We start from the raw sequence: 12,841 nt of genomic DNA on the forward strand, positions 1-12,841 counted from the left end.
ACGCCGGATCGGGCCATGGAACCCCAGCCGATCCCGCTACGCCTTTCCAATGGAGTACAGACTGTGGCATCGACCGCCCCTGACTATGTGATTGCCGACCTGTCGCTGGCCGAATTCGGTCGCGCTGAGATCAATATTGCTGAAACTGAAATGCCCGGCCTGATGGCACTTCGTTCCGAATATGGCTCGTCGCAGCCGCTCAAGGGTGCCCGTATCACCGGCTCCCTGCACATGACGATCCAGACCGCCGTCCTCATCGAGACGCTGGTTGCTCTGGGTGCCGAGGTCCGTTGGGCCACCTGCAACATTTTCTCGACGCAGGATCACGCGGCAGCCGCAATTGCAGCGCGCAATATTCCGGTCTTTGCGGTCAAAGGTGAGAGTTTGGCCGATTATTGGGACTATGTCGGCCGCATTTTCGACTGGGACGATGGGGATGGCCAGACCTGCAACATGATTCTGGATGATGGCGGCGACGCCACCATGTTCGCATTGTGGGGTGCCCGTGTCGAAGCCGGCGAGACCCTGTTCGAGCCGAGCAATGCCGAGGAAATCGAGTTCGTTCGCGCGCTCAAGGCATTTTTGGCCGCGAAGCCGGGTTACCTCACCGAAACGGTGAAGAATATCAAGGGCGTGTCGGAAGAGACGACCACCGGCGTTCACCGGCTCTATCAGATCGCCAAGGACGGCAAGCTGCCGTTCCCCGCGATCAACGTCAACGACAGCGTTACCAAGTCGAAGTTCGACAATCTCTATGGCTGCAAGGAGTCGCTGGTCGACGCGATCCGTCGCGCCACCGACGTTATGCTCGCGGGCAAGGTGGCCTGCGTCGCCGGCTTCGGCGATGTCGGCAAGGGTTCGGCTGCCTCGTTGCGTCAGGGCGGCGCCCGCGTCATGGTCACCGAAGTCGATCCGATCTGCGCGCTGCAGGCGGCGATGGAAGGCTATGAAGTCGTGACAATGGAAGAAGCTGTCACCCGGGCTGACATCTTTGTCACCGCGACGGGCAATGAAGATGTTATCACCGCCGAGCATATGAAAGCGATGCGGCCCATGTCGATTGTCTGCAATATCGGTCACTTCGACAGCGAGATCCAGATTTCCGCGCTCGACAATTACAAGTGGACCGAAGTGAAGGCTGGTACCGACCTCGTCGAGTTCCCCGATGGCAAGCAGATCATCATCCTGGCCAAGGGCCGTCTGGTGAACCTGGGCTGCGCCACCGGCCACCCGTCGTTCGTCATGTCGTCGTCGTTCACCAACCAGACGCTGGCGCAGATCGAACTGTTCACCAAGAGTGACCAGTACAAGAATGAGGTCTATGTTCTGCCCAAGCATCTGGACGAAAAGGTCGCTGCGCTGCATCTCGAAAAGCTTGGCGTGAAGCTGACCAAGCTGAGCGACAAGCAAGCTGCTTACATTGGCGTGAGCTCCGAAGGACCTTTCAAGCCGGATCATTATCGGTACTGAGGGTCCGTCAGGCCTTCCAGGCCTGTTCGTTGACAGGCCGCTCAAGACCCACCGTCCGGCCCAATGCCGGACGGTGGTTTTTTTGCTTTCCGGCAGGCACTGGTCGCCCTGTCTGTCGAGCCCGGCTGTGGAACAGGTCGACCGCAGCCGCTTTGCCGCAGCGCCAGTTTCGGCTAGGCGGGCAGGGCATGAAGCCAATCCCGCGCCTCAACCTGATTCCCTTGTCCAAACGATGGCAATGACCAGTCCCGAAACCATGGCTATAGTCGGCGCACTATTGGCGCTTTGGTTGGCTGTGGCCGGTTGGGCGATTGTCCGGGGCATCATGATGCAACGGGCCGCAGCGTTCAGTGCCCGTAAGGCAACCCAGCTTGCGGCATTGCTTGATTGCTCGCCATCGCTTCCGCTTATCGTCCGCTCTGACGGACGTATCGAAGGCCCCGGCGGCATTGCCCAGTTGTTCGGTTTGGAAACGCTGCCGGCGACGATTTCCGGGTTGGCAAATGGCGGGCCGGTAGTGATCGAACCGGCTGGCATGGACCAGCTGATGCAGGAAATTGTTGCAGCCCAACGGACCAGCAAGTCCTTTGCCATCGTCCTCAAATCAGTGACTGGGGGAAAGGCACTGCGTGTGCGCGGTGTCCCCGCGCCGCCTCAGCTCAACAGCAGCGGTTCTGCCCTGCTATGGATCACCGATGCCAGCGACAGTGAGGCCAAGGCCAACCAACTGCGTCAGCAGCGCGAAGACGCGATTGCGGCGTTTGAGGCAATTTCCTCACTGATCGAAGCGGCGCCCTTTCCGATGTGGTTCCGCGACAGCGAGTTACGACTGGCACTCGTCAACCAAGCCTATGTTCGCTCCGCAGAGGCTGACAGTGCGCAGGATGTTGTCGCGCGGCAAGTTGAACTTGTCGAACCCATCGCCGGACAGAGCGCGCAGGCAGCGGCGCAGGCCGCCCATGATTCAGCCGAGTCCGTCTCGCGCTTCATTCCTGTCACAATTGCCGGCTCGCGGCGCATGATGCAGGTCGTTGATGTGCCAATCGCGGATGTCGGTGTGGCGGGATATGCCATCGATAGACAGGAATTGGAGGACGCGCGCAGCGATTTTCGTCGCTTTTCCGAAGCGCGGCGATCCATGCTGGACCAAATGTCTGCAGCAGTGGCTGAGTTTGCCCCGGATAGGTCCTTGCGTTTTGCCAACAGGCCATTTCTTCGCCTGTTCTTGCTGGATGAGGAATGGGCGGCCACGGCGCCACCATTTGAACGATTGCTTGACAGGTTGCGGGACAATAGCCGCACGCCGGAAGTGCGCGATTTTCCGGGCTGGCGGGCGGAGCGCCGCGGCTGGTTCGCAGCCACCGGCATGATCGAAGAAAGCTGGCTGCTGCGCGATGGCACGCATTTGCGAGCGGTTGCCCAGCCTGCACCGGATGGCGGGCTTTTGCTGATCTTTGAGGACCGCACTGAACAGATTCGCTTGGCAAGTGCGCGTGACACATTGCTTCGGGTGCGGACAGCGACGTTTGACAATTTGTTCGAAGCGGTCGCCGTCTTTGCCCCTGACGGCAAGCTGAACCTCTGGAACCAAAGATTCCGAAGGCTTTGGGATGTCAGCGAGGAGTTTCTGGTCGGTCACCCAAGGATCGACGCCCTGCTCGACAAGATCGGCCCGCGGCTGGAGGACCCGCGTCAGCAGAGCGTGCTGCGACAGATGATTGTCGGCGCCACCGGAGAGCGACAGCAACGGAGCGGCCGCATTGGCTTCAAAGGCGGGCAACAATTTGATTTTGCCGCCATTCCCTTGCCGGACGGCAATGCCTTGTTCACGTTGATCGATGTGACGGACAGCCGCAAGATCGAAAGGGCATTGCGTGACCGGGCGGAGGCACTGGAGGCTGCGGATCGGGTCAAGACCGATTTCCTATCACGCATAAGTTATGAACTACGCACGCCACTGACCTCGATCGGTGGTTTCGCGGAAATGCTCAATGGCGGTTATGCCGGCGATTTGCCTGACGCAGCCAAGGATTATGTAAAGGCAATCCTGTCCTCTACCGAAGCATTGGGCCAACAGATCGACACCGTTCTTGATCTCGCACAGAGCGAGGCGGGGACCATGCCCTTGGAAAGACGGCCTATCGCACTGGGCGCGCTGCTGCGTGATGCAGTGGCCGCCGCTCAGCCAGATGCCAAGGCAGCGGGCGTGGAACTGGTCACTGACATCAGGGTCGGATTGGGCCAGATTGACGGCGACGCAAAACGTCTGCGTCAAGTGGTCGACCACATGATCAGCCATGCCATTTCCGCTTTTGGGAATGCGCAACATCAACCCGAAGGCGGGCGGCGCGTATTGGTGCATGGTGATGGCAATTCATCATCTGCCCAATTGGTGGTGTCGGACAATGGACAGGGCAGTGAGTCGTCCGGGACTCAGGCTGTCGCCATGGCGCTCGCGCGCCAACTGGTCCAGGCGCATGACGGTCGTTTCGACCTGGTTCGGCGTCCCAGTGAAGGGTCAATGACAGCAGTGTTCCTGCCGCGATGAGTTTCCACTTCACCCTTGCCCAGACAGACGAGATCGGCGTCGCCATCGCCGCTGTGATCCAACCCGGTGACTGTATCGGCCTGGTGGGTGATTTGGGCGCTGGCAAGACCACGCTGGCGAGGAGCATTCTTGGCGCTCTCGGGCTCAAGGGTGAGGCTCCGAGCCCCAGTTTCGCGATCGTCCAGCATTATGCCCCGCCTGAAACCAGCATGCCCGTTCTGCATGTCGACCTGTACCGCATAGATGATGCCGCCGAGATTGCCGAACTGGGACTGGATGAGGCCCGTGATGACCATGTCTTGCTGATCGAATGGCCCGAACGGATGGGGACGTCCATGTGGTCCGACATGATGCGTCTCCAAATAGATTTCGACGGCGAGGATGCCCGACGCTTGACAGCGTTGGTGCCACCGGCTTGGGAAGGGCGATGGCCGTTCCCGCAATGATTCCGCCCCCTGCCACTCACGATTTCCTCGTAACTGCCGGTTGGACAGGTGCGGACGTGCAACCTCTTGCCGGGGACGCATCGTTTCGTCGCTATTTCCGGGTTTTGCTGGGCGGCCGCAGCGCAGTTTTGATGGATGCGCCTCCGCCGCATGAAGACCCGCGCCCATTCATCACCATGGCTGAATTTCTGGCCAAGGTCGGGCTTTGTGCGCCGCGCATTCTGCACCATGATCTGGAGCAGGGCTTGCTGCTTATTGAGGATCTGGGTTCCGACCGCATGCGGGAAGCGGTGGATGCTGATCCTGCTTCCGAATTGCTGACATACTCCGGCTTGATCGATGTTCTCGTGACCTTGCATCGCCATTCGCCGGCTCCCGGTTTGGCGCACCATGATCTGTCCGTCTGGCTTGATGAGGTCATGCTGTTGACTGACTGGTATGGGCCTGCAGTGGGCCTGGATCTGCCGCGCGACAGTTTTCGAGCAGCCTGGCAATCCGTGCTTGAGCCGGTCGAGCGTGATGGGCTGGACCGTGTAACGATCCTGCGTGATTTTCACGCCGAGAACATCATGCTTATCGCAGGCGGAACAGGTGTGGGACGATATGGCCTGCTCGATTTTCAGGACGCACTGGCCGGTCACCCGGCCTATGATCTGGCATCGGTGCTGGAAGATGCACGTCGCGATGTGACGCCGGAAGTTGAATGGTCACTTATTGATGCCTACGTCAATGCGACCGGTCGGGACGATCGGTTCGAGCGGGCCTATTGGTCACTGGCGGCTCAACGGAATACCCGTATTCTGGGTGTGTTCTGCCGATTGTGGAAGCGTGACGGCAAGGCCCACTACACCAGTTTCCAACCGCGTATGTGGGGGCTTTTGGAACGTGATTTGGCTCATCCCCATCTCGCTCCGGTCAAAGCCTGGTTTGATGAGCATATCCCCGCCGAGAAGCGCGCACCCATCTGGTCACGTCTGCCATGACAGGGGCCGGGGACACCGTGAAGAGCGCGATGGTGATGGCCGCCGGCTTGGGCAAGCGGATGCGTCCACTCACCGCGACGAGGCCAAAACCCCTGGTGCACGTCGCGGGTCGGGCCCTTATCGATCATTGTTTTGACCGGATTGCCGACGCCGGGATCGGTCATGTCATCGTCAACGTCCATTATCTTGCCGATGCTTTGGAAGCACATCTGCGTGGACGCAGCTGGCCCTTTGACGTGGACGTTTCCGATGAACGGACCCGGCTTCTTGAAACCGGTGGTGGCCTCGTAAAGGCTGCGTCGCTTTTTCGGGGAGACCCGATTTTATGTGTCAACAGCGACAATATCTGGACGGATGGACCCACCAACGCAATCTCCCTTTTGGCGGAGCGGTGGGATGATGAGCAGATGGATGCGCTTTTGCTGCTGGTTCCCCAGGCGAGGGCGACAGGTCATTCCGGGCAGGGCGATTTCCACATGGATCAGGTTGGCCGGCTCTCGCGGCGCAAGCCGGGCAGGGTAGCCCCCTTTGTGTACACGGGGATCCAGCTTCTGTCTGCCAGATTGCTGCGGGATGCGCCTGAAGGGCCCTTCTCGACCAATATTCTCTGGGACAGGGCGATGGCCGACAGGCGATTGTTCGGGCTTTCGCACATTGGCCAATGGTTCGACGTAGGCACGCCGCTGGCCATCCCAAAGGTCGAGACCGCGCTTGCCGGTTGAACCGGTCCGGAAGCACGCTCAGGCAGGCGAGCGGCTGATCTATTTGACCCGTTTGGACATGATTTGTCGTGCAAACCGGCTTTGCAGGTGATTGAAGGGCAGGGCATGAGCAAGTCGTCTTACCCGTCCCTCTATACGATTCCGGTGCATCTTACCTTTGCTGACGCACTGGTGACGGGGATTATTGAGCAGCGCGGCAGTGACGTCATGGCGTTAGCCGGCGGATTGGTTTTACTGCCCAACAGTCGAGCGGTAACGGCTGTCCGTGACGCCTTCATTCGCCATGGTGGCGGGTCGTTGCTGTTGCCCCGTCTCGTCGCTCTGGGTGACGAGGAGCTGGACGAAAGTGTTGGTGCGGCACTCGATCGGATTGATGGGAACGATATCGACCTGCCGCCGGCCATGCCATCCATGTCTCGGCGCTTTCGCTTGGCGCAAATGGTGGCGCGTCAGCGTCCGGATATTCCAGCCGGAGAAGCATTGCGCCTTGGCGATGGTCTGGCGCGTGTGTTTGATGCCCTGGCGATTGAAGATGTGCCGCTGGACTCACTGACGACCCTGGAACGTCACGAGCCTCTGGCGGAACATTGGGAAACCGCATTCGGCATGCTGCAGCAGCTTGCAGCGGAATGGCCAGCGATCCTTCGCGAGACCGGGATGATCGACCGGAGCCGCCGTCGGAACATGGTGTACGATCGCACATCATCACGTTGGGCGAGGTTGGGCCTGCCCGCTGAATTCGTGATCGCTGCTGGCATCTCCACCCCGGCACCAGCGATTGCGCGTCTGTTGAAAACCATTGCCTGGGCCGATGGAGGCGCGGTTGTCCTGCCCCATCTCGACCTAGCGATGGATGAGGCCTGGTGGGATGCGCTCGGGGCTGATCCACAGTCGGCGGGCGAAGCCGCTCCTCCTCCGCTTGAAAGCCATCCGCACCTGCATCTGAAGCTCTTGCTCAATCGCATGGACATGCGACGTGAAGATGTCCGACCTTGGCCGGTCAACGAAACTGCCGGCAATGGACCGGCGCATCGTCAGCACCTTGTCCGTCATGCCTTTGCGCCAGCCAGTTTCACTGCCGGCTGGCTTGATGTGCCTGGCGGCGAAAGGCGGTCCGACGGCATAGCACAATTTGACTGCGCAACACCTGCTGAAGAAGCGCTGACTATTGCGCTCGCGATGCGGGAGGTTCTTGAAACACCCGGAAAAACAGCGGCCCTTGTAACGCCCGATCGTTCGATTGCGATACGTGTTGCCGGACATCTTGGCCGATGGGGTATCACGGCCGATGATTCCGCAGGGCAACCCTTGCCATCAACAACAGCTGGCGGGCTCGCTTTGGCACTTGCCATTGCCATGGCTGATGGTTTTGCCCCTGTCGCGTTGATCAGCCTGCTGTCGCATCCCCTGGTCAGGGCAGTCGAAGCCGAAGATCGGCGCCAATGGATGGATCAGGTCCGCCAACTTGACCTTGTGCTTCGGGGTCCGCGCCCGGCAGCGGGGCTCGCGAAGCTCTCGGAATTGTTGGCACAGCGTGCACAGGCGCCAAAGATCAACGGACGTGAAAAGGCGATCCGGGGAGCGCTTTTGCAATGGTGGCTCGACCAGGCCACTCCATTGCTTAGCAGGGCTGGAGGAGACCTGTCCGACGCAAAGGGGCTGTCGCTGGTCGCTCTGTTGTCCGCACTCAGGCAAGGCCTTTCTGCACTGTCTGATGACAATGTTTGGGCCGGCGCAGATGGTCGTGCACTTTCGTCCCTGCTCGAAGAGGTTGAGAGTGTAGCCAGCCTGCTCGATGTTCCTCTCAAGGCTCGCGACCTGCCTTCATTGCTGCGCCAATTGATGCAGGATGTTGCGGTCCGGCCGCCGCAGGGCGGACATCCGCGCCTTTTCATCTGGGGACTGATCGAAGGGCGCTTGCAGCGAGCGGATAGGATGATCCTGGCCGGTCTGAATGAAGGGCAATGGCCGCAAAAGGCATCGCCTGATCCCTGGTTGCCGCCGACTGTGAGACGAAGTCTCGGTCTGCCCGGACTGGAACGATCCTCTGGCCTTGCCGCGCATGATTTTGCCAGCGCCCTTGGTTCACCGGAAGTCATCATCACAAGGTCCCAGCGCGATGGGCCGGCGCCGACGGTGCCTTCGCGCCTGTTGCTTCGGTTGACGGCGTTGGCGGGTGAAGATCGGATCAGGGCACCGTCATTCGATTTTGCAGGGTTGGCTGGCGCACTCGACATTTGTGAGTCCCCGCAACCCTTTGCGAGACCCGCATTTGCGCCATCGGCGGATCGTCGGCCGCGCTCGCTGAGTGTTACCGAGGTTGATACACTAGTTGCTGACCCATTCGCCTTTTACGCCCGCAATGCCCTGGGGTTGAGGCAGCTTGATCCGCTCGATGCAGAACCGACCGCGGCATGGCGTGGTACGCTGGTGCACGCCGCGCTCGAACACTGGCTGAAGCAACCGCACCGCAGCATCGAAACGATCGGTCCCATCGTGGAATCCTTGTTGGCCGGGCCCGGGGTGAGCGCCGTCTTGCGCGCCTTGTGGGGACCGCGTCTTTTTCCGCCCCTGCAATGGGCGGCCGAAACGGTGATTGCGGATCAGCTTGCCTCAGGCCGGGTAGCATTGGTTGAGGCGTCGGAATCCCGCGGGACTGCGATGCTTGGTGCAATCAGCCTGTCCGGTACGCCAGACCGGATCGACAGGTTGGCGGACGGGAGCCTGGCGATTGTTGACTACAAGACCGGCAGTGGTCCGAACAAGAAAGCGGTCGACAGCCTTTTTGCGCTGCAATTAGGCTTGCTGGGCCTGATTGCCGAAGCTGGTGGCTATACGGGGAAGCCCGAGATCGTCTCGACATTCGAATATTGGCGCATGAACAAGTCACAGAGCAAACCGCGCAAGGGGCAGCTTGGCTGGATCGATACACCGTTCCGAAAAACCAAGGACGCGCGCATTCATCCCGGCAATTTTGTTGCCGAGGCCCGTGCGAGACTGGAAGGCGCCGTCGCCCGATGGCTGGTGGGCGAGGATGCGTTCATCGCCAAACTGGAACCCGAGTTTGCCCCCTATGCCGATTATGACCAGCTGATGCGGCTGGAGGAATGGTATGGCCGGGAAAGTGGCCCGAACGATCCCGGTGATCGGGCATGAGCAGGATCAACACCCTTTCAGAGGAGCAGAAACGGGGCGCTGATCCTGAGGCGAACGCCTGGATGTCTGCTTCTGCCGGAACAGGCAAGACCCAGGTGTTGACGGCGCGGATCAAGCGGCTCCTGCTTGATGGCGTGCCGCCACATGCCATCCTGGCCATCACCTTCACCAAAGCGGGAGCGGCTGAAATGGCCCGGCGTGTTCGGGCGGACCTCGCCAACTGGGTGCGTCTGAAGGATGCCGATTTGCGGGCCGAGCTATTTGCCATAGGCGATCGCCGATTTGACGATCCTGTCCGGCTTGCCTTTGCAAGGACGCTGTTCGCCAAAGTGATTGATGCGCCGGGTGGTGGTCTGGCGATCCAGACAATCCACAGTTTCTGCCAGACACTGCTAGCCGGATTTCCTGAGGAAGCCGGTTTGTCACCGGGCTTCAGAGCGCTGGATGAGGCGGAAAGCCGCGAAATGCGCGCCGAAGTTCTGACTGATATCATTGTTGATGCAGGAACGGGCAGGGACGAGGTGCTGCTGCGCCGTATCCATGACCTTGCGCTCGCCGTCCATGAAACGGACCTGCACGGCTTTCTGGATCGTTGTGCGGCCAGCGCCGATGCGCTCGACCATTTGCCCTCCGGGATCAGCCCTTGGCTACGGCGGGAATGGGGATTGCCGACCGAAATGACAGGCCAGCAATGGCTCGAATCTAGATGCAGTGATGACGCCTTTGATTGTCAGGGTCTGCGGGCAGTCGAGGCTGTCTGTTCCGGCTGGGGTGCTGAGACTGGCAGAAAATACTGCGCCGTGATCGCCAACTGGCTCAGCGCGCCACTGTCACAGCGGTGTGCCTTGCTCCCTGAGTTGCAAGGAATATTCCTCACCCAGAAGGGTGACCTGAACAGTCATTGGAGCAAGGCACTTGTTGCCGCGCAAGACCTTGCCGTGCGCCTGTCGGATTCCATCCACGAGACGTTGGCCGTCGCCAGATTTCTGGCAAAGGCTGATGAAATTGCCAATGCGCTGGAGGTGGGCCGCGCATTTGCAAGAGCAGTTGCCGGTCGCAAGCGGCGGGATGCGTTGGTCGATTTTGACGATCTTATCCGCCTCACCGCGGAGTTGCTTGCGACGCCGGGGCGTGCCGACTGGATTCGCTATAAACTGGACCAGCGGATCGATCATATCCTGGTTGACGAGGCGCAAGATACAAATGAACGGCAATGGCAGATTGTCTCTGCCCTGGCCGAGGAATATTTTGCCGGTCGTGGTGCCAAGGACGATGCCCTGCGCACCCTTTTTGTTGTCGGTGATTACAAGCAGGCCATCTATGGCTTTCAGGGCACCAGCCCTGAGAATTTCGCAGGAGCGCGCCACCAGTTTTTCCAGCTTGCCGCGGCTGCCGAACGCGACTTTGACGACGTCGGGATCAATCGCAATTTCCGTTCGTCCCCTCCTGTCCTCTCGGTCGTCGATGGCGTTATCGCAAGCCTTGGACCCGAGGCACTTGGTTTGCCGCTGCAAGCCGTGCGTCATGAATCAGCCATCGCAGGCGCGCCAGGCCGCGTTGTCCTGTGGCCGGTTGTTTCGGCCGATGACGAGGCCGAGGATTCCGGTGCCGATGAAGCTGGCGTTGACGAGGAGGGCTGGATCGATAGTGCCACCCGGCGTGTGGCCAGCCGGATTGCGGCGACCGTACGCGACTGGATAGACAATGGTCTAGATGGCGAAACTGTTCATCCACGCGATGTCATGGTGCTCGTCAGAAACCGGCGCGATCTTGCCGGATTGCTGGTTTCCCGGCTTCAAGCGCACGCCGTGCCTGTTGCCGGGGTTGACCGGCTCAAACTCAAAATGCCGATTGCCGTTCAGGATTTGCTCGCGGCCGCCCGCTTCGCCCTTCAACCGAATGACAGCCTGACGCTGGCCAGTTTACTGGTGTCACCGCTGCTGGGCTGGACTCATGAGGAACTGCTTGAGCATGGCTGGCGTGCCGACAGTGATGGCCGCAACGGTCCGCTTTGGCCACATCTTCGGCAGCGTCTCGAACAGGGTTTGCTCGATCGGTCGCGAATGGCACCCTTGTTCGACATGCTGCGCATGGTCGGCAATGTAACGCCCCATAGGTTTTTTGAGGAGATATTGTCTGGGCCTGCCCAAGGCAGGGCGAAGCTGCTTGCCCGGCTTGGCAATGCCGCGCGCGATCCTGTTGAAGAACTGGTGAGCAAGGCGCTTGAGTTCCAGACCCGCGAAAGCGGCTCTTTGCACGCATTTCTGAGTGCATTTGACAGGGGCGAGGTGGAGATCAAGCGCGAGCTCGACAATGATGCGGACGAAGTGCGGGTGATGACGGTCCATGGCTCCAAGGGCCTGCAGGCGCGCATTGTCATCCTCGCTGATGCAACCCACGATCCGGAGCAAAGCCGCGAGCGCGGGATCGACTGGCCCACTCCGCATGGTACCGTGCCGTTGCTTTCCATCCGCAAGGATGAGCGGCCCGAACCAGTGGCCGCTGTTGCCGAAGCGTTGCGGGTCAAGGAGATGCAGGAACATTGGCGACTGCTCTATGTCGCCATGACCCGCGCCGAGCGCATGCTGTTTGTTGCTGGGTCCCTTGGCAAAAAAGCGAAGGACGGAGAGCCGCCGGAAAGCAGCTGGTACAAGGTCTTGAAAGAGGTGGTTGAGGGCATGGGTGCCGGCTGGCAACCGATTGCCGATTCCGCCTGGGCCAGCGAATGCGCTTATGTGGTCAGGGGGAGGGAGCCGCGCGGCAGCAATGCCCGGAGCCCGCAGCATGCGCCAGTCATACCGGCTTGGGCGCGCGTAGCCGCACCCCAGGAACCGCGTCCATCCCGTCCGCTTGCACCATCTTCGATCGGTGAGGCTGACGAGCTGACTGTGCCCAGGCCGCCCGTGCCGCAACCATCACCGGGGCTGGCGGCTGAGCGTGGCTCCCTGATCCACGCCCTGTTTGAGCGATTGCCCCCGGTCGAGCCCTCCCGTCGCCGGACGGCAGCAGCGCGCTGGCTTGAAAAAAGTGGAAGCATTTTCTCGGAAAAAGAGCGCGCTGCCATGCTTGATGCCGTGCTCGCCATTCTCGATGATCCCGTCCATTCGGCGTTGTTTGGCCCCAACTCCCTTCCCGAGGTGCCCTTTTCGGCACTGGTCGGGGGGCAGGTCATAGCCGGTGCCATGGACCGATTGATCATCGACTCTGACCGTGTCCGTGTTGTCGATTACAAGACCGGTCATTTTGTTCCCGCCACGCCGGACGATGTGCCGATAGGGTATCTGCGCCAGATGGCGGCATATACCTGCGCGCTGGAAACCATCTTCCCGGCCCATAGGGTCGAGTCGGCGCTACTGTTTACCAACGGTCCCACTTTGATCGAACTGCCGCCATCTTTGCTGGCAGCGCACAAGCCAGACTTGTCGGGGGGCAAGGCAAAGTCGGTCGATAGCGCTTGAGCGCAAGCCTCTGCATCCCTATTTCGGTTGTCGTACAGAATATTGCAGGAGCATAACA

General features: G+C 60.3%; 7 protein-coding genes. All 7 read left to right on the forward strand.

Annotated features, from left to right (window positions below):
• Positions 1-15 precede the first annotated feature (15 nt).
• The 7 genes from ahcY (at position 16) to addA (ending at position 12,783) form a co-directional block, all read left to right on the forward strand.
• The gene (ahcY, locus tag GV829_RS11650) at positions 16-1,470 is read left to right on the forward strand and encodes an adenosylhomocysteinase (protein WP_246202858.1); all 1,455 of its coding nucleotides are present in this window, start codon (positions 16-18) and stop codon (positions 1,468-1,470) included.
• Positions 1,471-1,708: 238 nt separating this feature from the next.
• Positions 1,709-4,018 (forward strand): sensor histidine kinase, encoded by a 2,310-nt coding sequence (locus GV829_RS11655; protein ID WP_343042820.1) that lies wholly within the window; start codon positions 1,709-1,711, stop codon positions 4,016-4,018.
• A complete protein-coding gene (tsaE, locus tag GV829_RS11660; protein WP_169946854.1) occupies positions 4,015-4,464 on the forward strand; it encodes a tRNA (adenosine(37)-N6)-threonylcarbamoyltransferase complex ATPase subunit type 1 TsaE in 450 nt (149 codons plus the stop codon). Before GV829_RS11655 ends, tsaE begins: the two co-directional genes overlap by 4 nt.
• Positions 4,446-5,447 carry an aminoglycoside phosphotransferase family protein gene (locus GV829_RS11665; protein ID WP_169946856.1) on the forward strand — a complete coding sequence of 334 codons (1,002 nt, stop codon included), beginning with the start codon at positions 4,446-4,448 and terminating at the stop codon, positions 5,445-5,447. Before tsaE ends, GV829_RS11665 begins: the two co-directional genes overlap by 19 nt.
• Positions 5,444-6,169 (forward strand): nucleotidyltransferase family protein, encoded by a 726-nt coding sequence (locus GV829_RS11670; RefSeq protein WP_169946858.1) that lies wholly within the window; start codon positions 5,444-5,446, stop codon positions 6,167-6,169. Before GV829_RS11665 ends, GV829_RS11670 begins: the two co-directional genes overlap by 4 nt.
• A gap of 105 nt (positions 6,170-6,274) precedes the next feature.
• Positions 6,275-9,325, forward strand: a complete 3,051-nt coding sequence (gene addB / locus GV829_RS11675; RefSeq protein WP_169946860.1) for a double-strand break repair protein AddB — start codon at positions 6,275-6,277, stop codon at positions 9,323-9,325.
• Complete coding sequence (gene addA, locus GV829_RS11680; RefSeq protein WP_169946863.1) at positions 9,322-12,783, forward strand: double-strand break repair helicase AddA; 3,462 nt, start codon at positions 9,322-9,324, stop codon at positions 12,781-12,783. Before addB ends, addA begins: the two co-directional genes overlap by 4 nt.
• Positions 12,784-12,841: the final 58 nt, after the last annotated feature.

Origin of the sequence: Sphingomonas lacunae, from assembly GCF_012979535.1 — a bacterium.
Taxonomy (GTDB): Bacteria; Pseudomonadota; Alphaproteobacteria; order Sphingomonadales; family Sphingomonadaceae; genus Sphingopyxis; species Sphingopyxis lacunae.

Excerpts from the sequence above, each read along its gene's own strand:
- ahcY (WP_246202858.1), top strand. The coding sequence starts at position 16 with ATGGAACCCCAGCCGATCCCGCTACGCCTTTCCAATGGAGTACAGACT.
- GV829_RS11655 (WP_343042820.1), top strand. The coding sequence starts at position 1,709 with ATGACCAGTCCCGAAACCATGGCTATAGTCGGCGCACTATTGGCGCTT.
- tsaE (WP_169946854.1), top strand. The coding sequence starts at position 4,015 with ATGAGTTTCCACTTCACCCTTGCCCAGACAGACGAGATCGGCGTCGCC.
- GV829_RS11665 (WP_169946856.1), top strand. The coding sequence starts at position 4,446 with ATGGCCGTTCCCGCAATGATTCCGCCCCCTGCCACTCACGATTTCCTC.
- GV829_RS11670 (WP_169946858.1), top strand. The coding sequence starts at position 5,444 with ATGACAGGGGCCGGGGACACCGTGAAGAGCGCGATGGTGATGGCCGCC.
- addB (WP_169946860.1), top strand. The coding sequence starts at position 6,275 with ATGAGCAAGTCGTCTTACCCGTCCCTCTATACGATTCCGGTGCATCTT.
- addA (WP_169946863.1), top strand. The coding sequence starts at position 9,322 with ATGAGCAGGATCAACACCCTTTCAGAGGAGCAGAAACGGGGCGCTGAT.